We start from the raw sequence: 26,251 nt of genomic DNA, 5'->3' as shown, positions 1-26,251 counted from the left end.
TTATTGTAAAGATTGTTAAAATAAAGTATTATTATGAACTTTTTATAGTAATACTTGTTATGACAAGCATTGCTATAAGAATTGAAAAGGAGATGTTTAAAATTACAAAAGATAGTAAGAAATTAATTGTCGGTATAACAGGAGCAAGTGGAATTATTTACGGTACTAGAATACTTGAGATACTAAAAGAATTAAATATTGAAACTCATTTGATAGTATCAAAAGCTGCTGAAATGACACTAGCTTTAGAAACTGAAATGCAACTTGAAGACTTATATAGGCTTGCTTCAATTACATATTCAGTAGATGATATTGGCGCAGCTGTTTCAAGTGGTTCTTTTCAGAATATGGGAATGATAATAGCCCCTTGCTCTATTAAGACCTTGTCTCAAATTGCATACAGCATTAATGATAATTTAATTACTAGAGCTGCAGATGTGACTTTAAAAGAAAGAAGGCGTTTGGTCTTAATGGTAAGAGAAACGCCATATAATTTATCACATATACGTAGTATTGAAGCTGTAATGGAAAATGGAGCTATAGTTTTTCCACCAGTTCCAGCTTTTTATACAAAACCTAAAACTGTTATGGATATTGTAGATCAATCTATAGGTAGAGCTTTAGATCTTTTTGGTATAGATACAGGTAAAGTTAAAAGGTGGGTATAAATTAAGATACTGTTAAAAAGTTAATGAGTGCGGTATTTTTTAGGAGGAAAGTAATTGGAAAAAACATCAAGGAACTATGATATACAGGTTGAACCTATTTATATAGGAGAAGACATGATTTTTTCTGTAACAGGAGGAAAGGCACATATAGGAACTGTTGCAACAGCTTATTTTAAAGAGAATAATATTATAATAAAGTGTAATAGTCTTCCAAATCATAAGGAAGGTGATTTAGCAGAAGAATTTGCTAAATTGGCTTGTGAGAATTTAAAAGTTAGTGTTACGGTTGTAGTTGGGATTCATATAGATAACGCTACAAAAGAAGAAATACTTACTTTAGTAAAAAATGCAGAAATTAAATTTGAAGAAGTTCTTAACAAGGTTATTAAAAATAAAATATTATAATATATAAATAGTAGGTAATGAGCCTACTATTTTTAATTTAAAGGGTAGAAAAGATGAAGTGTACATGCTAATATAAAGTTAATGGAATAAAGTAGGGGGAATAAAAATGTTTGGAAATATTGAGATAAATAGTATTAAAAAAGTATTGAGGGAACATATTAATGCCAATTTTGTAGCAGGTGCAAATTTAATGATAATAAAGGATGGAAAAGAGATTTTTTATCATGAAAACGGTTTAGCAAATAGGGAAAAGAAAATTCCTGTAAAAAGAGATTCTATTTTTAGGCTGTATTCTATGACTAAGCCAATTACAGCAGCTGCGGCGATGATTCTTTTAGAAAGAGGGCAAATTGATTTATATGATCCTGTAAGTAAGTATATAAGTACATTTAAAGAACAGATGGTAGACAGTAAAGAGGGAAGAGTTAAGGCAAGGAGAGAAGTTATGCTTAAGGATTTACTTTCTATGACCTCTGGTTTAGTATATGGTGGAGGAAATAACAGAGCTGGTAAGGACACTGAAGTGCTATTTGAAGAAATAGATAAGAGGCTTTTTAGTGATAATCCAATGAGTACTTTAGAAATAGCAAGCAGATTAGGGCAGTGTACATTATCCTTTCAGCCAGGGGAAAACTTTGAGTATGGAACTTCAGCAGATGTATTAGGTGCTGTTGTTGAAGTTGCTACTGGTAAAAGATTTGGTGAATTTTTAAGGAAAGAAATATTTGAACCTTTAGGAATGAAGGATACTGGATTTTTTGTACCAGAAGAAAAAAGAGGACGTTTAGTAAGAACTTATGCAGAGGATGGAAAAGGGGATTTAGAGCTTTATACAGGTAATCATCTAGGAATAATACATAGTATGGACAGAGAGCCAGCTTTTCAATCTGGTGGAGCAGGACTCTCTTCAACCATAGATGATTATGCAAAATTTGCAAATATGCTTATGAACAATGGTGAGTTGAATGGAATTAGGATTCTAAAGCCTCATACAGTAAAATATTTAACAAGTGGAAGCCTAAGCAAAGAGCAGCAAAAAGGTCTTGATAGTTGGGAAAGTTTATGTGGATACAGCTATGGAAATCTAATGCGTGTTATGAAAGATTGCAGTAGAGCTGGAGATTTGGCCACTTTGGGGGAATATGGTTGGGATGGTTGGCTTGGACCATATTTTTGTAATTGCCCAAAAGAGCGTTTGATATTCTTATTTATGATACAAAAAAAAGATGCAGGAACAACTACCTTAACTAGAAAGCTAAGAAATATTATTTTAAGCTCCATGTGTAAATAATTAAATAGTTACGAATATAACTGGAATTTAACTTCTGGTTATATTTTTTTATGATTATAAAGAAAATTTTATTTGACATTTTGAATAACATGACGTATAATCAATTTTGTACAATACAATTTTGAAAAATTTAATTTATATAAATTTAAATAAAGGAGAGATTTAATATGAATTTTTTTGATTTTACTGCAAAAAAAATGAATGGAGAAGAAGTGAAAATGGAGGATTATAAGGGTAAGGCGATTTTAGTGGTGAATACTGCAAGTAAATGCGGCTTAACTCCTCAATTTGAAGAATTAGAACAATTATATAAAGAATATAAAGACAAGGGTCTAGAAATTTTAGGTTTTCCATGTAATCAATTTGCAAACCAAGATCCAGGGACTAATGAAGAAGTACATCAATTTTGTAAATTAAACTATGGTGTTACTTTTACCATGTTTGAAAAAATAGATGTAAACGGAGATAATGCACATCCTATTTATAAATATCTTACTAAGGAAGCAAAGGGACTACTAAATAATAAAATAAAATGGAATTTTACTAAATTTTTAATTGATACAAAAGGGGATGTATTTAAAAGATATGCGCCAACAGTTGCACCCTTAAAGATTAAAAAGGACATTGAAAAGTTATTAAATGTACAGTAATTTGTTTAAATAAAATAAAACCACGAAAGATTTGAGGAGGACTTATAATGATAAAAATAACTGACAAAAATGAATTTGAAAAAGAAATAGGTTCAGGTGTAGTTATTGTGGATTTTTTTGCTGAATGGTGTGGACCTTGTAAGATGATAGGTCCAATATTGGAAGAGCTATCAGCTGAAATGGATGGAAAGGCCAAATTTTTAAAAGTTGATGTGGATAAAAATGCAGAAATAGCAAATACTTATGATGTATCTAATATACCTACAATGTTAATATTAAAAGATGGAATAAAGCAAGAAGTAATAACAGGCTTTTTACCTAAGAAATCAATTGAAAAAAGCATAGAAAATGTTTTAATGAAAAATAATTAAATATAAATATGGAACTAAGGTGAATAAATTTCTTAAAATAAAAGGTTGCTTATTAGGTATAAACCATATATGGATGAGAAAAAAAGCTTGAATTAAGAACAATAATATTACGTATATAAGTTATTCTGAAATTCATTAATGGAGGTCTTTATGATTGATAGTAACTTAATAGCAACACTAAAACAACTTCAAATAGCCGAAATAACTGAGAGGCTAACATATTTAAAAATTGCAAAATATATTAAAAACGATGTAAATAGAACAACTTTGCTTAAAATAGCTGATGAAGAGAAGAAGCACTATGATATATGGAAAAAATACACAGAAGTTGATATGCCGGCTTCAAGGTTTAGAGTGTTTTACTATTCTTGTATGGCTAAGTTTTTTGGATTTACCTTTGCAATTAAATTGATGGAGAAAATGCTAAATAGCAAAAATCTATATGAAAGTAAAATACAACAACTTTTACTTGATAAAGTACCTGAAGCTCTTTCTGTATTCAATGATGAAGTTGAGCATGAAAAAAAATTGATAGATTTATTGGATGAAGAACGTCTTCAGTATGTTGGATCTATGGTGCTTGGATTAAATGATGCTTTAGTTGAGTTTACGGGAAGTCTTGCAGGATATACTTTTGCAATGCAGAGCAATAAACTTATATCACTGGCAGGGCTTATCACAGGAATTTCGGCAACCTTATCTATGGCAGCTTCAGAGTTTTTATCCTCAAGATCAGAAGGGGATAAAAGTTCACTAAAAGCTGCTACTTATACAGGTATTGCCTATTTAATTACTGTGGTACTACTAATACTACCGTATCTTTTACTTCCGGAGAAAGCATATGGTTTAGCATTGGGCATTATGCTGATATTAGTAATTTTAATTATTGCAGGTTTTAACTACTACATTTCTATTGCAAAAGATCTTTCTTTTAAAAAGCAGTTTATAGAGATGGCAGGTATTAGCCTCTCGGTTGCAGCAATTTCTTTTATTATAGGTTTGTTGGTTAAGAAATTCTTAGGTATTGATATTTAATAAATAAATTTAAAATATAGGATTTATGGCAGGATACAAATGATTCTATTTTCTAAGGTTACCATAAATCCATATTTAGTTATATATTTTTTGTATTATATTAATACTGCCAGAAAAAACGGCCATTGAATAAACTATTTACAATTATATCTCTTTCATCTTTAGGTAAGGAACTATTCATTTCATCAATTATATCCTGCTTTACTAGATGTTCTTTTGACATGGAAGTTAATGAAGTATTTGTAGTTGCATCAAATTTCATTATTCTAGCTTTTTTATTTGATGTTTGCCATGTACCCCATTTGGTTAATTTATTACCATTAGGATTGCCAGTATATAAGAAGTTCTTAAGGTAGCTATCCATAACAGTGCCAAGAGAATCACGTCCAGGTTTGTTTGCATCAGTATAGAAACCGCTAAAATAATTTCCCATATTGTAGTGACCTGTAATTAAATCTATATCAAGTCCATGAGCAGCTGCAAAATATTTTGTATTATTTGTTATAACACCATCTTGTGTACCCCATCCACATCTATAAGCATAAATACCATTATCTTTTTTATTACTTGAAGCTATTAAATCTGCTACATTGTCAGCATTAAAGCCTGAATATAATTTGCTTCCATAATATATTGAATCAGTATATATTTTTGATTTTGTAGGATCATTAAATATACTTTGGTTTAAAACACTTCCTCCAAAATAAGGATCTGTGGCAGAAAAGAGAGTGAATTCATTTGACATACTTCCAACTATTATAGGTACATTATTATAGTTGCCTTTTTTGATTTCATTGAAGCCATCCTTTGGTATAACATAGCCATCCTTATATAAATGAGGGAATGGATTCATCTTTATAGCTACACTTCCATATAAAGAGACTAATTCTTTTGAATCTACAGATTTTAAATATGTATTTAGCTGCGACTTAGATTGGTTTTTAATCCATTTTGCTGCATCAGCTTCATTAAGAGCTTTTCCTTGTTTAACTAATAGTTTTTCTATCATTTGATTAGAGAAGTTTTTACCTTCATCAGTACTTGTCAAGGTCATTCCACCACTCATAGGTATTGCCTTTTCATATAATCCCTTTGATATAGGAGAAATTAAACTAGCTATTACGTCTCTAGCACCTGCGGATTGTCCTGATAGTGTTACATTGTCAGGATTTCCACCAAAATCACTTATATTCTTGTTAACCCAATCTAATGATTTAAAGATATCTAATAAACCATAGTTACCTGAATCATCTAATTTATTTCCATCCTTTACAGCATCATTTAAAAACCATCCCATAGCTCCTAATCTGTAGTTAATAGAAATTACAATAGAGTTTGTTCTGTTAGCTAAAATATCACCTTGAAAACTTGCTCCTGAACCTGTAATATTACCACCGCCATGAGCAAATACGAGAACAGGAAGATTTTTTTCTTTTGTATTTGGTCTCCAAATGTTTAGATACAAACAGTCTTCACTTCCAATTACATTTTTGCCTGTGGAATCTAATTGAGTTGCAACATTTCCGAATTTCTTTGCATCTTTTATTCCAGTCCAGCTTGAAAGGTCTTGAGGAGCTTTCCACCTTAAGGACCCTATAGGAGCTTTAGCGTAAGGTACGCCTAGCCACTGGAGTGTGTTAGTATTACTGTCAACTAATCCTTCTACAGTACCATATTTTGTTGCTTGGTCTATAGTTCCTGTATACTTATATTTATTGTGATTAGCATAAGCCTTTGTAGTAGTGTTTTTAAAAGAGGTAAGTGTAGTAATAAAAATTAAAGTTGCAGAAAGAGTGGCAATTTTTTTGAACTTTTTCATTTTGTAGACCCCCTATTTTTGGTAATATTAAAGGTATTTTAATAAAAAAACCTTAATTAATAAAAAGAAATAAAAAACTTCTTTTTATTAATTAAGGTTTCGCCTGTTTGCACAGTAACAATCCATATATTTGCTTGTAATCGTTTAACATAACTATATAATAAAATATTTCTGAATAATTGTCAATAAGTATTAATATAATTTTTACACTTAAAATAAGTGAGAAAGTATACCTTTATTTCATGCTACAGGATACTAGTTGTGGATAAAATTGTATTAATTTTTAATTTGTTAAATAAATTCTCAGCAAAAATTAAGCTTTATTTGATATTATTTACATTAGAGGGATTTGTATATTTTATTTATAGAAATGTTAGTCCACATTTAATTTTCTATATGTAAAGTATATAAGGAATATTAAAGGAAGGGGGTTTTTTTAGTGAGAAAGATTAATTTCTTAAAGTTTACACTGGATCTTTTAATGGGAATAATATTTTTATTAGTATTCAATTCAAAGTTTCTTCACGTACATGGAATCCACGAAATCATAGGAGTTATAATAGGAGCAGCAGTAGTATTTCATATGATTTTAAATATTAAATGGATAAAAAATATGACCTTAGCTGTTTTTAATAAAAAGATGGCTGTGAGAGCTAGGTTAGTTTACTTTTTGAACATAATTACATTTATTGATATGATAATAATTATTATAAGCGGACTAGCTATTTCAAAATTTTTATTTCCAAACCTAGGTATATATAATGGACTATTTAATGAAAGAACACATATTACTTCAGCGTTTATAGGTTTGGCACTTATAGGAATTCATTTAGGCTTGCACTGGAAGTGGGTTATGAATGTATTTAAAAAGATTGTGGGAGTTAATGGAGAAAGCAAAGCATTTGGCTATGCTGCTAAATTGATAGCTGTAGTAATATTAGTATTTGGATTATATAGTATTGTATCAATTAACTATGTTTCTAAGATTACACTTGCTTTTAAATCAGTGCCTAAGCATGAATTGAAAGAAACAGCGGCTAAAGCACCAAAGCCTAATGAAGGCATGAAGGATAATATTAAACATAAAACTGGTTTGGTTAGAGAAAAAGGAGTAAATGGAAATATTATAAGTGGTGTAGCACAGGATATGTCTATTATAGGAGTGTTTTTAGTAGTCTTGTATTATTCTGAAAAAGCATTGTTAAAAAGAAAGCTTAAAGCCTCAATATAAGGTAAAGGTAAATTAAATAGTTTATTAGATGTAGAGGGTAAAATCTACATCTTTTTTTGTTATATAAAATATCAAAGAATGAATAAAAGCTTCGATATAATAACAATAGCATTTTATGTAGAAAATTGTATAAAAAAGTCTAAAGATAAATATTGGACTATACAATCAGTGCTAAATATAACTAAAAGCAGGTGAGCAATTGGATAAGAGATCAGTGAAGGTACAGCAAGTAAAAAATTACAAAAGAAAAAGAATAGCACATTTATTTTATAAGACTGTAATACTATTTACGTTTTATGCTAGTTACAGTATTTACTTATATTGGAGATTCTCTTACACTATACCAAAAACCTTTGGGTATATATCCTTAATAGCGGCATATATGTTATTTATTGCTGAAGCAATGGGATTTCTTGAATCCTCTATGTTTTATTTAACACTATGGGATATTAAAACACCAAAAACTCCAGAAGTGGGTGATAAAGAGTTTCCCAACGTGGATATTTTTATCGCTACTTACAATGAACCAGAGGAGCTTCTATATAAAACCTTGGTAGGTTGTAAGAATATGGACTATCCGAATAAAGAAAAGGTGCATATTTATATATGTGATGATGGGAAAAGAGAAGAAATAAAAAAATTATGTGAAAGCCTTAATATAGGGTATATAACAAGAAATGATAATGCTCATGCAAAGGCAGGAAATTTAAATAATGCCTTAAGTAAAACTGATTCTCCCTATGTAGTAACTTTTGATGCAGATATGATTCCAATGCATGATTTTTTACTTAAAACTATTCCTTTCTTTATGCAGGGAGAAAAAATAGGATTTGTACAAGTACCACAAAATTTTTATAATGCAGACCCATTTCAATATAATCTATTTACGGAACGAACTATTCCCAATGAACAGAATTTATTTTCAAGATTAATACAAGCGGGAAAGGGTAGATTTAATGCAATAATTTATGCTGGATCTAATACAGTTCTATCAAGAGAAGCTTTAAATGAAATAGGAGGACTGGTGGTTGGAACAATTACAGAAGATTTTGCTACTGGAATGAAAATTCAAAGTAGAGGATATAAATGTATATATTTAAATGAAATACATGCATCGGGTTTATCACCTGAAAGTCTTGAGGATTTATACAGTCAAAGAATACGCTGGGGTAGAGGTGTAATACAAACCTTTAAAGCCTTTAATCCTTTATTTATGAAGGGTCTTAACATATATCAAAAGATAATGTATTTTAGTGCATTTTCCTATTGGTATTTTGGAATATGGAGATTGATATTTTTTATGGCGCCAATAATGTTCTCTGTATTTAATGTTGTGGTATTATCAACACCAGCTCTTCAAATGTTAGAAATATGGCTGCCAATGTTTGTTTTCACAAATATAGCTTTTTATCATTTTTCAGATAAGGTAAGAACGGTTTCTTGGAGTCATATATATGATACTATATTGTTTCCGCAGATAACAAAGGGAGTTTTAAAAGAAACCTTTGGCTTTAAAATGTCTAAATTCAAGGTAACTCCAAAGGAAAATATAAAGCGTGATAATTTTATAAATAGATTCGAGCTTGTTAGAGTTCAGATAGTTATAGCAGTACTATCTCTAATTGGAATCATTAAGATAATATACTTATATGTAACCAGTAATTTCCAAGCTCAATATATAATAAATTTATTCTGGCTTGTTTATAATTTGTATTTGCTAGGAATGGCTATTTTCTTTGCCTCTGAAAGGCCTAAATTTAGAAATAACGAAAGAATATTCGTAGGAGAAGAGGCTTATATAGTGAATAATGATAATAAGGTTATAGGCAAAACTGTGGATATATCAGAAACAGGAGTATCCATAAAGATAGCGAAGCCAATGTGTCTAGAGCCAGATAAGAATTACACAATAGGGATAAAAACAGCTAGAAATTCAGCAACCTTTCTTGGGAAAATAGTAAGAGTAGATAATTTTAAAAGTGATTATAAATATGTATTTAATATTACTGATATTGACAAAGAAAATTTTTCAGAGTTAATACTAATACTATATGATAGAGTACCGCCATTTCCTGAGAAACAAAAGAGAGACTTTATGCTTATTAACATATTTAGAAATATAAGAAATAGAAGAAAAAGAATTTTTACTTTAAATAGAAAGCTTCCTAGAGTAAAAATCAATAGAGATATAAAAATATTGGCAGCAGAAAATGAAACTAGTATACGTGTATTAGATTTTAACTATATGTACATTGCAGTTGAAGAAAGTAAAAAATATGATGAGTTTACAATACCTATAGTTAAAGAACTCAATATTAGCCTTCATTGTATTTATGATAAAACCCTATCAGATAAAAATAGAAAAGATGTATTAGTATATAAAGTTGCCAATTATAATGAATTCATAAACTACGATTTAGTAAGATTGTTAAATGGAGATGTAGAATATAAGGATAACTTAGTTAACGATATTGTAGAAGTTAAAGAAGATATAATATATTAGTATTTTAGATATAAATGTAGTAAAATAAGTTAAGGCAAAGGGGATTAACATTGCCCCTTTTTTGTGTTTCTACAAATTTAAAAATAATTATTGACTGTATAGTCGTAATACACTTTATAATTTAAATGTAAGAAACCCTATATAATATATTTGCCGGTAATATAAGAAAATTATGGGGGAAATGAAGTTGGAAAATTACTTATCAATAAGTCAAATGGCGAAAATACATAATCTTTCAAGGCAAACACTGATTTATTATGACAAGATAGATTTGTTTAAACCTATATACATTGATAAGAATGCATATAGGTATTATAGTGTGTATCAAATTCCTTTCTTAAGAGAAATTTGTTTCTTAAAATCTATAGGTGTTAAGCTGGAAGATATAAAAAAGCATATAAAAAATAGGGATACTAGAAGTGCTATATCCTTATTAAAGTGTCATGAAAAATTTATTGATGAAGAAATAGAAAAGTTAAATAAAGTACGTGCATCTATAGAAGAAAGGCTGAATTTATATTCTAGTGTAGAAGAATTCAAAGATGAATTGTATAGACCTATGGTAGAGGAATTTGGAGAAAGAAGAGTAATATTTATACCGTTTGAGAAGGAAATATCCAGAGAAGAACTGCACCTTACTCAAGTTAAAATACGGAAGATAATTAACAAACACAATATTCTTCCAGCTAGTGAATTTGGTGTTATTATAAAGAAGGATAAAATAGATAAAGAGTATATTTTTGAAGATGCAGGAGGTTTTATAGTTTTGCCAGATGTAGAATATCCTATTGAAAATACTATTGTGTTACCAAAGGGAAAATATGCTTGTATGTATAAATATGGAATGCCATATAACACTACGGATTTAGAAAATCTTATTAAATGGATAAATAATAATAATTATAAAATAGTAGGAGATATAATTGATGCATGTATTCTAGATGCTACTTTTTATAGCAGTAGAAGTAAAACCGACCTGTGCCAGTTACAGATACCTGTTGAAATTTAAATTATATAAACTTAAAATAAAATTTACATAAGAGATGGAGGAAAAGATAATGCCTATTGGAGTAATAGTAAATTCTTGTGCAGTACTTTTTGGAGGTGTAATTGGAGCAGCTTTAGGGGACAAGGTTCCTGAAAGACTAAGAATATCACTTCCTTTAACTTCAGGTGTTGCATCTATGTCTATGGGAATTATAAGTATGGGTAAAATAAAAACTATGCCAGCAGTTATATTAGCTATAATAATTGGAACTGTAATTGGAGAATTAATAAAGCTAGAAAGCAGAATTGCTGCGGTGGCTGGTTATTCAAAAAAATATATGGAAAAATTGTTCTTGAAAAATAAAACAGAGATTGCAGCAACTGTAGATAAAAAAAAGAAAGAAATAAAGCCAGAGGATTTTATGCAGCAATTTGTTGCAATAGTGATTTTATTTTGTGCCAGTGGAACAGGAATATTTGGAGCTTTAAATGAAGGCATGACAGGGGATCATTCTATATTATTTACAAAATCTATTCTTGATTTGTTCACTTCAGCAATTTTTGCAACTTCTCTTGGATTTTTTGTTTCAGCTATTTGCATACCTCAAATAGTTGTGCTTATGATATTATTTTTTAGTGCAAGCGTTATATTGCCATTTACTACGCCAACAATGATTGCGGATTTTACTGCCTGTGGAGGAATAATAATGTTTGCAACAGGTTTTAGAATAAGTAATATAAAAAATTTTCCTATTGCAAATATGCTGCCGGCACTTGTATTAGTTATGCCAATATCTCATTTATGGACTACCCTAGTACATTAAAAAATCCCTTCGTATCCAAAAATAAATATACATATTTTTATAACACAAAGAAAAAAATAAAAGATGAAAGTTCTATATATAATTTGGATAAAGGAGATGTTTATATGAAAATCAACCCAGATGATAGAAGAGATAATGTAGACAGAATTCAATCAAATATAGATAATACTATTGAAAATATTCATTTAGCAGATGAAATGATTGAAAAAGTAAGTGATCCAAAGGAAAAGAAGGATTTAAAGGAGAAAAATTGTAGAAGAGAAAAGGCAGTGGAAGGATTTAAGTCTGAAATTAAAGATGAAGCTTTAGCTAAAAAAAACAATTATAAATAATAAAAAATGGCGGCACATTTTATTTTAATTAGTGCCGTCACTTTTTAATTGAAACCAAAAACTTTTCTAGATAAGGTATAACCTAGTAGTATAATTTTCCTTCCTAAAATACCTCTTATTTGAATCATAAGACCAAGAAAGGATTTAGTTACTTCTAAATACAGTTTTTTATTTTTAGAATTTAAGTAGTTCCAAAGTTCTTTTTTTTTATTTAGGCTTTCTTCTGTATTATCTTTTAATAAGAGTACAGTGCTAACAGTCATCATCATAACTAAATATTTAATCATGTACTTGCGTAATTTTTTGCATGAGATAAGCATAGGATCATAGCAGTCTATAAGTATTTTGGTTACTTTAATCTGCTGATCTATACGCTTTATCATTACCTTTTCATTAACTGATTGATCATCTCTTCCTATAAAATATCTATATAAATCAACATCTACATAGTACATTGTTTTCACATAAGGAAGTGGTTTGTATACAAAAATATTATCCACATAAAATGTATGTTTAGGAAGTTCTATACCGCACTCTTTGAGCAATTCAGTACGATAAATCACAGAGTGCATTAATATATTTTGACTGTTTCTAAGATGGCCTAAATTTTCCCAGGTAAATATTTTTTCTATTGGCATTGCACTTCTGTAATTAATACTCTTAAATTTATTTATACTCACATTTTCATATACATAATTTGAAATAAGTAAATCTAATTTATTAGAAGTGTTAATCATATTTTTTAATATGTTAAGTATTTTCTTTAGGCTTTCTTTATCGAACCAATCATCACTATCTAGAACTTTAAAGTACATGCCCGTTGAATGTTTAAGACCTGTATTTATTGCATCACCATGACCACCGTTTTCTTTATGTATTGCACGTATTAAATTAGGATACTTTGATTCATATTCGTCAGCAATTTTTGAAGTGTTATCAACAGAACCATCATTGACAATTAAGATTTCAATGTCTTCGCTGCCAATTAGCAGAGAGTCTATGGCTCTATTCATGTAGGCTGCCGAATTGTAACAAGGTATCACTATAGTCAGAACTTTCATTTATACCTCCTGATTGATGAATTTAAATGCTTTATAAAGTTGTAAATAATAAGATAATTGCCAGGTTAATTCTGCTAATATTATGCCTCCAAAAACATCAATTATAACATGTTGTTTTGTTGTTACAGTTGAAATACATATCATAATTGCTACAAAAAAGGAGAAGGCACGATACCATTTAGGAATAGTTTTGCAATTTCTAAGCCCAGCAAAGCAATACCAACTAACCAAACAATGAATAGAAGGAAAAAGATTATTTGCTGCATCTACACTATATAAAAATTTAAGCATGTCCACAAAAATACCAGACGAAACAAGGTTAGGCCTTATATTAGTAGTAGGAAATACTATGTATATGATACCACATATTAGCTTTCCTAATAAGTCTGCCATTATAAGACGATAACAGGAATTTTTATTTATTCTACTAATTAATAAATAGTTTATAATCCAAAATATATAACTACCAAGATAAATAACTGTAAAAATTGGAACAACAGGAATCTTATTATCTAAAAAGGTTGTTAAATTGTGAAAAGTAGCATCTTTGTAAAATAGTCGTGCTCCTGAATATACACTAAAGTTGAAAATTACACATAAAATTAAAGGTTTAATGGCATATTCAGGTATAATGTTATATATTTTTTTAATTGCTTTCATCATAAACTCCTCTTAAAAATGAATGTAAATTGCTTAATTTGTGCCCAATTTGTTTAATATAATATATTACCAAATAACTTTAAGTATAGCGTGTTTATACTATATAAGTCAATAGATTAAAAACAACATTAATTTAATTTTATCACTAAATGATTAAAATTAAATATATATTTCTTTTAAATCTATTAATAATTTATAAATTTAAAAGAAGCTTTTACAATACTAAACAAAAATTTAAATTTTTGTTTATCGTTTCCCCATTACAGCCTCAATATCTTCAATAGTTCTAGGTGTTATTCCAGATATATTTTCACAGCCATTTTTGGTAATTAAGCAGTTATCCTCTAAACGAAAACCAATTCCCCAATCCTCAACATATATGCCAACATCCACACAAAATACCATCCCAGGTGTTAAAGGCATAGAGGAATCAACTAAGTCGTGCACATCATAGCCTACATGATGTGCTCCGCCGTGCCATATGTATTTTGAAACTTCATCATAGTTTTTACATAAACCAATATCCTTAAGTCTTTCAAAGTTGTATTTACGCACCATTAAGTCCACATCTTTCATAGGCATACCAGGTTTTAAGGTTCTAAACATATATTCAGAGGTTTCATAGGCACATTCATATAATAAACGCTGTTTTTCATTGAATTTACCGTTACAAGGCCATCCGCGGGATACATCATTTATTTCATTATCAAAACAAGCTCCTACATCATTTAAAATCATATCTCCATCTTGAGCTTGACCTTTGTAAGAATAGTAGTGTATACAAAAATTATTCTTTCCAGCAGAAATTATAGAAGGAAAACCAGGAGATAAAACACCATGCTGCATTAAGGTATAATCAAATTCAGCTTTATATTGATACTCATACATGCCGGGTTTAGAAGCCTGCATCATAGAAATAATACCTGCTCGTGTGATTTTCTCCGCTTTTTTCATAGCTTCAATTTCACAAGGTTTTTTTATAGTACGTTGTTTTCTTAAATGGGGCTGAAGATTTTTTATAACAATGAAGGGATAGTTAGCTTTTATGTAGCTACATAATTTGTAGGCACCACTGTCAGGCTCATCACTTCTTAATCTATCAAAATCTAAATAGATATTTTGGATTTTATCGGTTTTAATTATCTTATCTAAAAAATCTTTAAATTCATCCAGGTATTTTATAGTGTTTATACCTGAGAAATCATAAGCTTCATTAGGTGTAATTCTTCTGCCTGTCCAGCGTTCTTTAAGAGCATCAGGCTTAAGTAAAAACAACATTTCTTCTGAAGAATTTTTAAAGCTGGAAGCTAAAAGAATACTATCTTGCTGCTCTATTCCTGTTAAGTATACAAAATTACGATTAGCGAAAAAAGGATAGTCTTCATCGCCGGTTTTTCTAGGTGCATGACCACTAAAGGCAACTATAAGTGACCCTGGTTCTAAAGTGCTGTACAAGGTTTTACGATTTTCTATGTGAAATTCTCTTTTCAAAATAATAACCCCCATATTAATGATATATTTTTAAAATTATATATATTATAACACAGGTTTGTTCAGTAAAATTACTTTAAAACTTATAATTAGTGAAAAGAAAATATTGTATAAAATATTTCTTGAAGTGGCTAAATATAATAATTATAATTGTAGTCATATACTTTTATAACGAAAAGGAGAAGCTTTAAATGATTACTAAAGATATACTAAAGAATAAAGAATACAATTTCCTGAATATTAATAAACATTTAGGAAAAAACGTTATACTGTTAGGCTTGTCAGGAAGCTATGCTTATGGAACTAATAATGAAAATAGTGATATAGACATAAGAGGAATCACCTTAAATAGAAAATCAGATTTAATAGGAATGACATCTTTTGATCAGTATGTAGATGACAATACGGATACCTGCATATATGGTTTTAATAAAATGATCAATTTATTATTAAACTGCAATCCCAATACAATTGAGTTACTTGGATTAAATGAAGAGAATTATTTGTATTTAAATGATATAGGCAGAGAACTTATTAATAATAAGAAGATGTTTTTGTCAAAGAGAGCCGTTCATTCCTTTTACGGTTATGCTTTAAGTCAGTTAAGAAGACTCCAAAATGCACTAGCAAGAGATTCGTACCCAAAAGAAGAAAAGGAAAAGCATATATTTAATTCAGTGAAAAACGCACTATACGATTTTTCAAAGAGGTATGAGAACTTTCAAGAAGGCAGTCTTAAAGTTTATATTGATAACTCAGAAATATATTTAGATGCTAATTTAAGGCATTACCCCCTAAGAGATTATAAAAATATATGGGCGGAAATGAACAATATAGTAAGAGATTATGACAAAATAGGAAAGCGCAATAAAAAGAAGGATGATAATCATCTTAATAAGCATGCTATGCATTTGATAAGATTGTTTATGATGGCCATTGATATTTTAGAAAAGGAAGAAATAAGTACTTATAGAGCTAAGGAAAAGGAGCTTCTTTTAGATATAAGAAATGGCAAATTTCAAAAGGAAGATGGTAATTTTAATGAGGATTTTTATACAATGCTTAATGACTTTGAGGAAAGATTATCTTATGCTGCTAAACATACAAATCTTAAGGAAGAGCCGGACATTGATAGAGTAGAAGAATTCGTAATGAGCGTCAACGAAAGGGTGGTTAAGGATGAAATATAAAGATTTTGAAGGAACTATAGAGGAACTAATTAATTTTAAATTAGATGAAATAGAAAAACAGGAAAATGTTAAAATACTTCATGCAGTAGAATCCGGCAGTAGAGCCTGGGGTTTTGCCTCACCAGACAGTGATTATGATGTCAGATTTATATATGTACGTCCTAAAGAATATTATTTAAAACTTGAGGACACCAAGGATATAATCGATTGGGAACTGGATGAAACCCTTGATATAAATGGATGGGATTTAAACAAAGCACTAAAGTTATTTCATAAGTCCAACGCTACTTTATTTGAATGGACAAACTCACCAGTGGTATACAGAACTACAGATCAGTGGAAGGAAATCTACTGCAGGGCAGAAAAATATTTTTCGAAGAAAGCCTCTATGTATCATTATTACGGAACTGCAAAGAGTAACTTTCACAAATATTTAGAAGAGGATTATGTGAAATATAAAAAGTATTTTTATGTAATAAGGCCACTGCTCGCTTCAAAATGGATTGAGGAAAAGTCATGTCCGCCTCCAGTACTTTTTAGTACTTTAATGGATAGCATGCTTCAAGGTGAAATGAAAGAGTTAGTGGATGAACTTGTTATTGTTAAGAAAACAATGAAGGAATCAGATAAAGGCAGGCGTATTGATAAGTTAAATAGGTATATTGAAAATCAGCTTTCTTATTATAAGAATATAATAAACACCTATGAAGATGACAGAAAAGTGGAATGGGACGAGCTTAATGAGATTTTTATGAGGAGTATATTGTAGTTAGGATAAGTGAGTTATATTTGTAAATATAGCTTTAACGCAAAGTAAAATCTCATTAAAATAAAATTAAAAAAATCAATTTACTTGTATTTTTTAGTATGGTACACTAATAAGCATGTTAATATAGTAGCGGTTATTCTTAAACTAGTTTTATTATATTTTACAAAAAAACATAGGACAAAAGAATGGTGATTACATGGCAGATAAAATATCATTTGTAGTATCAAAGATGGACATATTTTTAAAAGAATTAAGAGTAGGAATAGAAAAATTGTATGATGTAAAAAAGGAAAGTTACAAGCAAGGAGATTTTTTACATAAAAGTATTTATTCACAGTCCTGTGATGTAATAGAAAATAATATAAGAATTGTAACAAAATCGGAAGTAGATATTCTAAATGCAATGGAAAAAATGTCTATAAACTTAAATAGTGCAAAGACAGAGCTTATAAAAGCAGATACTGATATTCCCTTTAATAAGAATTATGGAGCTAGGTTATACAGAGGTGAAAGTGCTGATAATATAACAAAAGATATGATGAACTCTTTTGAAGCACAGCCCTTAGCCACAATATTATTTTATCATTTATATTATGGTAGTAATGCAAAGAGTCAATTCTATAAGGCTCAAAAAGAAAAAGATAAAGAATTAAATAGATTTGAGAAAGAAGTTAAAGCTTTTGACATAGACGGATTGTCTACAGATATCTTTGGATATGATACAGACATTTTATTTAATGGTGATGCTGCGGCTGGGGGTAAAGTTGTAGATGAAGTAAGTAAAGTTGGAATATTCGCTGCAGCGGGTTTATTTAAAGCTGGATTTAAGGTCACCTCAAAGGGAATAGAGACTGGTGGAAAAGCAGTAGAATATATTGGTGATGAATTAACAGAATTTAAAAATGTTTTATCTAAATTCAATTTAGGTGGACCAGAATTATCTCTTGTAGGAATAGGAGCATTAAGGGAAATAGAGGAAGTTGCACAAAATGTAAAAAATGAAGGAAGCATATTAGAAACAGCCTTTGAATCTTTAAAGAATAAATTATGTAAATTAGCAGAAATTGCTCATGATGGAGAAGGCAATCCCAATGTAGTTATTAAGTTTAATAAAATGGGAAATAAATTGACAGATTATACTAATGAAGCTGGAAACAAAATTCGCTATGTAGAACAACGACCGTCAACTATTATTGATTCTATAAAAGCTAAGTACATTAAGCCTAAGAATGTTAGAGAAGGAATAGAGGCGAAAGTTGCAAAATTTATTAATGAAAAAACATCTTTAAAAGTAACTGCATTTGGACAAAAAGTTGAAAATATGACTAAAGCTAAAGCTGCTGGTGATATTGATGTAGCAACTGACAAATGTATTATAGAGGTGAAAAAGTCAACAAAAGCTATTCATATGGATCAAATTTATAAGTATGCAGATAGGGACAATCCCAATTATTTAAATTATAATGGTAAAAAAGTTATATTATATATAGATGAAAAAATAGATATACATAATAAGTATACTGTTGAGAAGATAAATGAAATAAAAGAAAAAGGTATAACAGTTGTTAATAATTTAGATGAATTAAAAGGAGAGTTGAAATAAATGGCCACATCTGGATGTATATTAAAGAAAAAAGATGATTATATAGTTGAGAATTCAATAAATGATATTAAAAAATCTATATTTAATGCAAAACTTAAAATTAGAGGAGAAAATATAATTAATCATAAAAATGGTGAGTTTTGTTGTCTAAATCTAGGAATATTTGATCATATTGCATTCAATCGTTCTGCTGATGATTTTGGTAATGAAGAAGTGGAACAGGGACAGTCTTTGAATTTTTATATAGATGAAATAAATGAAAGTTATACAGATATGAATGAATTTGATTGGGTTTTAAAGGGAGATAAATTATGTAAAATAGCTTTTATTGAAAATGTAATAGATAATGAACAAATAGTATTTAAGTTTATACATGAGTATTTAAAAATAAATCCTCAAGATTACTTTTGGGTTGAAGATGATTGGGTTTATACTTTTGAGGATATGGAGAAATTAAGCAAACTGCCATATGATGAATGTTGGTGTTATAAAAATCCAAATGATAAATTAAAAGATAAAAATTAGTATTGGCAAAGGAAATATTAGAAGAGAGTTAAAGTAAATGGGATTATCAGGAGTAATATTAAAGGATAGAAGAGATTTTTCACCAGAAGAGCTTTTAAGAGATGTAATGAAAGCGGTGTTTAGAGCTAATCTTAATTTATCACTTGGAACAAGTAACAGGTATGATGAGAATGGTCGCTTTAAACATGCACACATTAATATATCAAGCAAAGGTTTTGATATTGATGAAGAAGATCGATTTATATTTGAAATATTTAGGCTGCATAAAAAATTCATAAATGAAGAGTGGGATGAAGAGTTTGATTATGTAGATTGGGAACAAAAACTTTATAATGTAGCAGTAATAGATAAGGTTTCAGATAATGAAAACTCCATTTTTAAATTTGCATATGAATATTTGAAATTAAATCCAAAGGATTATATATGGTTTGAAGATGATTTTGCTTTTAATTTTCAGGATATGGAGAAGTTAAGAAAACTCCCATATGATGAATATTGGTGTTATAAGAATCCAGGAGATGAGTAAAATGTTTTTCAATTATATTAAAATGTGAAATGCCATTGGTTAACTTAAACTACTGGCATTTTTGTTTTATTATAAAATTTATAGTAAAGATAAAATCTCAATTTAGTATAATCGATTAAATAAGGTAATAATAAAATAAAAGTATTATATGAAAGTTGGGGTGAAAAGTTCTAATCTTTTATATTTAAAGGTTGGAATTGGTCAGTGAAAAAATATAATTATAGAGAAATTACGAAAAAAATCTTAGAGAATAAAGCTGAGTTTAGTGATATAGAAGAGGATCTTATACATGAACTTATACAAGGAAAAGTTTCAAAGGATGCAAATGTAATAGATGAAAGTAGATTAAGCGTTGGAGATAAAATGGCAGATAAAATTTCAGCATTTGTTGGTAGTTGGCCATTTATATTAACAGCAGTGGGACTCATTATAGTATGGATAATTATAAATGTGTCATATATAATAAAACCGTTTGATCCCTATCCTTTTATTCTTTTGAACTTGTTTTTATCTTGTATTGCTGCCATACAAGCACCTATAATTATGATGTCTCAAAATAGAGAAGAAGCTAAAGATAGGATAAAAGCTAGGAATGATTATAAGGTGAATTTGAAATCTGAAATAATTATAGAAGATTTACATTTAAAAATGGATGAAATTATAAAAAGTCAAAAGTTTATAATGGGGAAAATTGATGAGATGGAGAAGCGTGGTGGGAAGTGAGAGGCTTAAGAAGAAAGGGATAGAGCTGTTAAAAACACGAAAGAATAGGTAAATAGTTATCAATGTAGAGGCTCTAAAAGTTAAATTAAAAATTAATAAATTTCAATATACATATGCATTTAGTAAAACAATAGAATTAAATTTATTAGATTTTGATTTGTAGTATATAATGGATGAACAAAAAGTGTTAGATAGATTTAAAGGACTAAAGGAAAGATATCCTAATAGAAAGTTAAGATATTTTGCAAGACGAGATGATTGAGTTTAATGTAGATAAAATATGTTATTTGGATGAAAATAAGATAGAATAGAAAAATTGAATAATAAGAATTTAGAAAAGGTCTTACGTATTATATTAATAATTTTAAAAAAGATTATAAATATAGGTGAAAATACACATAGGATTAAATGATAATATGTAAACTGTATTAATATATGGAATTATGTAGTATAATCTATAAAGGTAGAGGTGATTATACTATGAAAACAATAGAAGTAGTAGCTGCAATAATAAAGCATGATAATAAGATATTTACCACTCGTCGCAGCTATGGTGAATTTGAAAATATGTGGGAATTCCCTGGTGGAAAAATAGAAGCTGGAGAAACCAGAGAGGAAGCTCTCATTCGTGAAATTAAAGAAGAATTGGAACTGGACATAGAAGTTTCTAAATATGTAACTACAGTTGATTATGATTATCCAAAATTTCATCTTACAATGCATTGTTTCTTGTGTGAGGTATGCGGAGGAAAGATGCATTTAAATGCTCATAATGCCACTAAATGGATATCATTAGATGAAGTGGACAAGCTAAAATGGGTCCCAGCTGATATATTGGTAGTTGAAAAGCTTAAGGAATTGTAATTTAAAATAAAAATGATATTTTCAGGAGCATGTGAAGAAAAGTCTGTAAATAAAAATAATAAGGCTTTCTATGGTAAAATAAAATCATAGGAGGCCTTTTATTATGGCAAGAAAAAAAGATATTTATAAGGTAAAACCAATGAATGAAGGAAAAAGAAATATTATATCAGCTCTTATAGACGAGTATGATATTCAGTCAGCTGAGGATATTCAGGAAGCTTTAAAAGATCTATTAGGTGGAACTATTCAATCTATGCTTGAAGGTGAAATGGACGAGCATTTAGGCTATGAACCATATGAACGAGCCGAAACTACAAACTCAAGAAATGGGAAAAAACAAAAAAGAATTCGAAGCAAATATGGTGAGATGAATATAGATGTACCACAGGATAGAGAAAGTTCTTTTGAACCTAAAATAGTACAAAAACACCAGAAAGATATTTCTGGTATAGAAGAAAAAATTATTTCTATGTATGCTAAAGGATTAAGTACCAGACAAATTTCAGAACAAATTGAAGATATATATGGGTTTGAAGTTAGTGAAGGAATGGTTTCAAATATAACCAATAAACTTCTTCCTGAAATAGAAGCATGGCAACATAGACCTTTATCTACAGTATATCCAATTGTTTTCATTGATGCAGTTCATTTTTCCGTAAGGGAAAATAACGTTATACGTAAGCTTGCAGCTTACATTATTCTTGGTATAAATAATGAAGGCAGAAAAGAAGTACTTTCTATAAATATTGGAGAAAATGAAAGCAGTAAATATTGGCTTAGTGCTCTCAATGAATTAAAAAATAGAGGTGTTCAAGATATCCTTATCCTTTGTGCAGATGGTCTTACAGGGATAAAGGAATCTATATCAGTAGCTTTTCCAAATACTGAATATCAACGTTGTATAGTTCATCAAGTAAGAAATACATTAAAGTATGTTTCTGATAAAGATAAAAAAGAATTTGCAAAAGATTTAAAAACTATATATCATGCACCTTCTGAGGAAATTGCATATAAGCAATTAGAAGAAATCACTGGAAAATGGGAAAAACATTATCCTAACTCAATGAAAAGCTGGAAATCAAATTGGGATGCTATTAGCCCTATTTTTAAGTTCTCTGCTGATGTAAGAAAAGTTATTTATACTACAAATGCAATCGAAAGTCTCAACAGCACATATCGTAGATTAAATAGACAAAGAACTGTATTTCCAAGCGATACATCACTTTTAAAAGCTTTATACCTTGCTACTTTTGAAGCTACAAAAAAATGGCGTTTGCCACTAAGAAATTGGGGTAAAGTGTACGGTGAATTATCCATTATGTATGAAGGACGACTTACTGAATAAAAAGCTTAATATGCCAAAAACGCCTGTTTTTAAAGGCGTTCTTGACATACATATTTTTAGAATGTATATTTAAAACAAGATAGAAAGTCACTTTTGACAATCTTGTCTTTTAAAACTTACCATAGAAAGTTATTTTACAGAAAGAATTTTACACTCTCATTTTCAGAAAAAAGTTATGAAAATATCATTTTTATTTTAATAAATTTATGATGTTAGATAATTAAAAATATCTTCTCTTACAGGAGTATATAATTGATATTCAATTTCTACAGCAGTTTTACTTGTATTCTCCATGATAATAGGGTGAGGAATTCCCACAGCCTTGATTTTTCCTAAGAAGTAGAATTCTTTGGATATTTTATCATCTTTATTCTTTCTAACAAATAAACTCATTTCAACACCATCTTTTTCAGCATTATAGGCTTGAATAATATCAATAGATTTTGCAGTCCTACCGGATTTAGATATTGCAATTAATTTTGATTGAGAATCGAATCTATCCTTATAATTTATGGAATCACTTATATCATCAGACTTTGAATAGTTTATAAAAACAGGATAGGTTTTTGTTTTTTTATCAAATTTATATCCGCCAATATTAAGAGCTACTTCTCCTTTCTCCCATTCTAATAGTTTACATACATCTTCATAAGTATATTTTTGATATAACTTAAAATTTGTATTCATGTAATGCTGGCTATAAAATTTTTTGTATCTATATATACCAAACTCAATTAATTCTAGGATAATAGCTTTGAAATCTTTATTTTTTAAATTTTCTTCAAAAACTTTTGAGATTCTATAGTCAGACATATCTTTTTCTATGAATATGCATTTCTCATAAGTTTTTTTACTAGAACCACTTGGAAATTCATTTGTTAGTATATTAATAATTGAGGTTTCTGTACTATCCTTAAAGGTTATGTTATATTTTTCTTTTAAAGTTTGTTTTAGTTTAAATATTAAATTGAATTTATGGTTTATAACACATTTAAGCATTTCTAATTCATGAATTCGCTTTCCAGGTGCAAGTTTTTTAGATACAAATTCTACAAAAATTTCTTGTGTTTCAGTAAGTTTTGTGTTGTATTTTTTCTCATATTTAGATAAAAATTTGTGATATGATCCTAAACTTTTATTATCAAATATTCTTATAGGATCAATAGAATCATGCAAATCAAAGTCCATTAAGCTAGGAATTTTACCTAGTTTATTTTTTAAAAAAGTGTAGCTTTCTTTAATAAGCTTGATATCGTTAAAGTTCGATTTATCAATTGATTCGAAAATTCTTTTCTTTGAAATTTCATCGAAATTAATTGTAGAACAACCTGGAAGAGTTCTATTTCCTTCTAAAATAAATTTCCTCATATTATCTTTGTTATAGCTTTTATCACCAGAAAGAGCTATTGGAATTAAAAAGTTGTTATTATAATTTCCAACAAAATCTATTACAACAACGTATTCTTTGTTTTCTCTTTTCCTAAGGCCTCTACCTAATTGTTGTATAAAAACTATAGAGGATTTAGTAGGTCGTAACATAACAACTTGATTAATAGCAGGTATATCAACGCCTTCATTAAAAATATCAACTGTAAAAATATAATCTAAGCAATTAATATTTTCATTTTGTTCTAGGCGTTCAATGGCTTTTTCGCGTTCGCTTTGAGAATTTTCGCCACTTAGGGCTAAAGTTCTAAAACCATAGGTATTAAATTTATTTGATAATTCCATAGCTTCTTTGTTATTACTGCAAAACACTAAGCCTCTTACTTTATCTCCTGAATAACCATAAAAATTAATTTTGTCAACGATGTGCTTAATACGTTCATCACTAACTAAATATTTGAAATCGGTAGTTTCGTTTAAACTTTTACCATCTACAGATACATCAGTAATTCCAAAATAATGAAATGGACAAAGTAAATCTTCTTCTAAGGCTTGTTGAAGGCGAATTTCATAAGCAATATTGTAATCAAACAATTTGAAAATATTGAAGTCATCTGATCTCTCAGGGGTAGCTGTCATTCCTAATAAGAATTTAGGAGTAAAATATTCAATGATTTTTTGATAACTATTAGCACCGGCTTTATGAACTTCATCTATAACAATATAATCAAATTTAGTTTTTGAAAAACTAAATAGAACTTCATCCTTAGATAGAGTCTGCACTGTTGAAAATATGAAGTTTTTGTTTGTATCCTTTGAATTGCCAGATAGTAGTCCCATTTTTTTAGTATCACCAAAAACATCTGTATAACTCTTTAAGGCTTGTTTAGCAATTTGTTCTCTATGTACAATAAAAAGTATCTTTTTAGGATTGAAGTTTCTTACAGCAAAAGCTGACAAATAAGTTTTACCTGTACCAGTAGCTGAAATTAGTAAAGCCTTTTTAATACCTTTTTCTATTAAGTTATTTAAAGCTTGAATTGCGGATACTTGCATTTTATTTGGTTTTAATTTATATTGTGAAAGTTTTGGAATTTTACTTTCACGCATAGATTGTCTTTGTTTTAAATATATTTCTTCATAAGTTTTAATCCAATCGGCAGTTAAAATGTCAGCATCTGACCACATTAGTTCAAATTCATTTAATACATTTGCTGTTAGACTACCTTCTTCAAGAGAAGATAATTCTATATTCCATTCCTTGTTTTTGGTCAATGCAGACTGTGTTAGATTTGAGCTACCAACTATAATTTTATAATGATCAGAATGTTTAAATATGTAAGCTTTAGTATGAAAATTATCTTTACAATACATCCTTATATCTAAGTTTGAAAATTGTGAAAGCTTTTTTAATGCTTTAGGTTCACTAAATGTAAGATAATTCGTTGTTAGAATTTTTCCTTGAATTCCTTTTTTACATAGGGACTTTAAGGTTTCTAAAAGAGGTATTAAGCCACTGCTTGTTATAAAAGCTACAGATATCATAAATTCTGTACAATTTGCTAGTTCTGCTTTAATATCACTTAAAACTTTTTCACCTTTACTATAATCATTTATAATGAGCTTTGGTCTTAATGCTAAATTTGAATTTATCAGGTTATTTATTAAACCAGTTTTAGTTGCTTCTAAAATATCATTTGAAATTGGGGATTCTATCGATTTTGGGTCTATTGGGCTAGTTGTATTATTGATTTTTATTAAATTATCCATACATGACCTTCCTTGACAAAAATATGTAGCAATAAGCATATTATATCATGTTATGGGTATTACTAACAATAATGAGTAAACCAAAGATAGTATTGAACTTGAATATTTTAAAAAAGTTAGATTTTCAAATAATTTAAAAACAGTATAGTACTGAAATAGACAATTAGAAGCAATTCAACGAAAACTAAAATTTGTAAAAACTAAAAGCTTTAGCCTTCATTA

24 protein-coding genes are annotated in these 26,251 nt (G+C 28.9%); 19 read left to right on the top strand and 5 right to left on the bottom strand.

The features are described 5' to 3' along the window. Nucleotides 1-59: 59 nt before the first annotated feature. From CLFE_RS13110 to CLFE_RS13085, 6 genes are all read left to right on the top strand, one after another. The gene (locus CLFE_RS13110) at nt 60-668 is read left to right on the top strand and encodes a UbiX family flavin prenyltransferase (protein WP_242951713.1); all 609 of its coding nucleotides are present in this window, start codon (nt 60-62) and stop codon (nt 666-668) included. Nucleotides 669-722: 54 nt separating this feature from the next. Next, nucleotides 723-1,073: a prenylated flavin chaperone LpdD gene (gene lpdD / locus CLFE_RS13105; protein ID WP_242951712.1), complete on the top strand. Its 351-nt coding sequence runs from the start codon at nt 723-725 to the stop codon at nt 1,071-1,073. A gap of 106 nt (nt 1,074-1,179) precedes the next feature. Then, nucleotides 1,180-2,364 carry a serine hydrolase domain-containing protein gene (locus CLFE_RS13100; RefSeq protein WP_077895012.1) on the top strand — a complete coding sequence of 395 codons (1,185 nt, stop codon included), beginning with the start codon at nt 1,180-1,182 and terminating at the stop codon, nt 2,362-2,364. Nucleotides 2,365-2,531: 167 nt separating this feature from the next. Further along, the gene (locus tag CLFE_RS13095; RefSeq protein ID WP_077851202.1) at nt 2,532-3,014 is read left to right on the top strand and encodes a glutathione peroxidase; all 483 of its coding nucleotides are present in this window, start codon (nt 2,532-2,534) and stop codon (nt 3,012-3,014) included. A 47-nt stretch (nt 3,015-3,061) separates the two neighbouring features. Continuing rightward, nucleotides 3,062-3,385 (top strand): thioredoxin, encoded by a 324-nt coding sequence (gene trxA / locus CLFE_RS13090; protein WP_077895011.1) that lies wholly within the window; start codon nt 3,062-3,064, stop codon nt 3,383-3,385. Nucleotides 3,386-3,535: 150 nt separating this feature from the next. Then, nucleotides 3,536-4,420 (top strand): VIT1/CCC1 transporter family protein, encoded by an 885-nt coding sequence (locus CLFE_RS13085; RefSeq protein ID WP_077832077.1) that lies wholly within the window; start codon nt 3,536-3,538, stop codon nt 4,418-4,420. A 100-nt stretch (nt 4,421-4,520) separates the two neighbouring features. Here the strand turns inward: CLFE_RS13085 and CLFE_RS13080 are convergent, their stop codons facing one another. After that, complete coding sequence (locus CLFE_RS13080) at nt 4,521-6,239, bottom strand: carboxylesterase family protein (protein WP_077895010.1); 1,719 nt, start codon at nt 6,237-6,239, stop codon at nt 4,521-4,523. 439 nt (nt 6,240-6,678) lie between these two features. Between CLFE_RS13080 and CLFE_RS13075 the strand changes: the two genes are divergently transcribed. The 5 genes from CLFE_RS13075 (at nt 6,679) to tlp (ending at nt 12,116) form a co-directional block, all read left to right on the top strand. Beyond that, nucleotides 6,679-7,470 carry a DUF4405 domain-containing protein gene (locus CLFE_RS13075; protein WP_077895009.1) on the top strand — a complete coding sequence of 264 codons (792 nt, stop codon included), beginning with the start codon at nt 6,679-6,681 and terminating at the stop codon, nt 7,468-7,470. Nucleotides 7,471-7,669: 199 nt separating this feature from the next. Continuing rightward, complete coding sequence (locus CLFE_RS13070) at nt 7,670-9,973, top strand: glycosyltransferase family 2 protein (protein WP_077895008.1); 2,304 nt, start codon at nt 7,670-7,672, stop codon at nt 9,971-9,973. A 187-nt stretch (nt 9,974-10,160) separates the two neighbouring features. Further along, nucleotides 10,161-10,982 carry a MerR family transcriptional regulator gene (locus tag CLFE_RS13065; RefSeq protein ID WP_077895007.1) on the top strand — a complete coding sequence of 274 codons (822 nt, stop codon included), beginning with the start codon at nt 10,161-10,163 and terminating at the stop codon, nt 10,980-10,982. 49 nt (nt 10,983-11,031) lie between these two features. Further along, nucleotides 11,032-11,784, top strand: a complete 753-nt coding sequence (locus tag CLFE_RS13060) for a DUF554 domain-containing protein (protein ID WP_077895006.1) — start codon at nt 11,032-11,034, stop codon at nt 11,782-11,784. 104 nt (nt 11,785-11,888) lie between these two features. Then, entirely contained in the window at nt 11,889-12,116 is a 228-nt protein-coding gene (gene tlp / locus CLFE_RS13055) for a small acid-soluble spore protein Tlp (protein WP_077895005.1), read from the top strand. A 44-nt stretch (nt 12,117-12,160) separates the two neighbouring features. On the opposite strand, the gene CLFE_RS13050 is transcribed toward tlp, so the two are convergent. The 3 genes from CLFE_RS13050 to CLFE_RS13040 all read right to left on the bottom strand — a co-directional run bounded on the left by CLFE_RS13050 (nt 12,161) and on the right by CLFE_RS13040 (nt 15,328). Then, entirely contained in the window at nt 12,161-13,177 is a 1,017-nt protein-coding gene (locus CLFE_RS13050) for a glycosyltransferase family 2 protein (protein WP_077895004.1), read from the bottom strand. Further along, nucleotides 13,178-13,840: a phosphatase PAP2 family protein gene (locus tag CLFE_RS13045; RefSeq protein WP_242950772.1), complete on the bottom strand. Its 663-nt coding sequence runs from the start codon at nt 13,838-13,840 to the stop codon at nt 13,178-13,180. A gap of 243 nt (nt 13,841-14,083) precedes the next feature. Then, nucleotides 14,084-15,328 (bottom strand): aminopeptidase P N-terminal domain-containing protein, encoded by a 1,245-nt coding sequence (locus CLFE_RS13040; RefSeq protein WP_169851014.1) that lies wholly within the window; start codon nt 15,326-15,328, stop codon nt 14,084-14,086. A gap of 191 nt (nt 15,329-15,519) precedes the next feature. Here CLFE_RS13040 and CLFE_RS13035 point away from each other — a divergent pair, with 191 nt between their 5' ends. The 8 genes from CLFE_RS13035 to CLFE_RS13000 all read left to right on the top strand — a co-directional run bounded on the left by CLFE_RS13035 (nt 15,520) and on the right by CLFE_RS13000 (nt 22,873). After that, the gene (locus CLFE_RS13035; RefSeq protein WP_077895002.1) at nt 15,520-16,518 is read left to right on the top strand and encodes a nucleotidyltransferase domain-containing protein; all 999 of its coding nucleotides are present in this window, start codon (nt 15,520-15,522) and stop codon (nt 16,516-16,518) included. Continuing rightward, entirely contained in the window at nt 16,508-17,287 is a 780-nt protein-coding gene (locus CLFE_RS13030; protein ID WP_077895001.1) for a nucleotidyltransferase domain-containing protein, read from the top strand. Before CLFE_RS13035 ends, CLFE_RS13030 begins: the two co-directional genes overlap by 11 nt. Nucleotides 17,288-17,483: 196 nt before the next feature. Continuing rightward, nucleotides 17,484-18,890: a hypothetical protein gene (locus tag CLFE_RS13025; protein WP_242951711.1), complete on the top strand. Its 1,407-nt coding sequence runs from the start codon at nt 17,484-17,486 to the stop codon at nt 18,888-18,890. After that, a complete protein-coding gene (locus CLFE_RS13020) occupies nt 18,891-19,415 on the top strand; it encodes a hypothetical protein (protein ID WP_077895000.1) in 525 nt (174 codons plus the stop codon). 37 nt (nt 19,416-19,452) lie between these two features. Further along, nucleotides 19,453-19,941 carry a hypothetical protein gene (locus CLFE_RS13015; protein ID WP_077894999.1) on the top strand — a complete coding sequence of 163 codons (489 nt, stop codon included), beginning with the start codon at nt 19,453-19,455 and terminating at the stop codon, nt 19,939-19,941. A 204-nt stretch (nt 19,942-20,145) separates the two neighbouring features. Further along, on the top strand, nt 20,146-20,664 hold the full coding sequence (locus CLFE_RS13010; RefSeq protein WP_077894998.1) for a DUF1003 domain-containing protein: 519 nt from the start codon (nt 20,146-20,148) through the stop codon (nt 20,662-20,664). A 480-nt stretch (nt 20,665-21,144) separates the two neighbouring features. After that, a complete protein-coding gene (gene mutT / locus CLFE_RS13005; protein ID WP_077832062.1) occupies nt 21,145-21,528 on the top strand; it encodes an 8-oxo-dGTP diphosphatase MutT in 384 nt (127 codons plus the stop codon). Nucleotides 21,529-21,667: 139 nt separating this feature from the next. Continuing rightward, entirely contained in the window at nt 21,668-22,873 is a 1,206-nt protein-coding gene (locus CLFE_RS13000; RefSeq protein WP_169851002.1) for an IS256 family transposase, read from the top strand. Nucleotides 22,874-23,077: 204 nt separating this feature from the next. On the opposite strand, the gene CLFE_RS12995 is transcribed toward CLFE_RS13000, so the two are convergent. Next, complete coding sequence (locus CLFE_RS12995) at nt 23,078-26,029, bottom strand: DEAD/DEAH box helicase (protein WP_077895382.1); 2,952 nt, start codon at nt 26,027-26,029, stop codon at nt 23,078-23,080. Nucleotides 26,030-26,251 lie beyond the last annotated feature (222 nt).

The sequence above is a fragment of the Clostridium felsineum DSM 794 genome (assembly GCF_002006355.2).
Taxonomy (GTDB): Bacteria; Bacillota; Clostridia; order Clostridiales; family Clostridiaceae; genus Clostridium_S; species Clostridium_S felsineum.
This window is presented reverse-complemented; position numbering and strand designations above follow the sequence as displayed.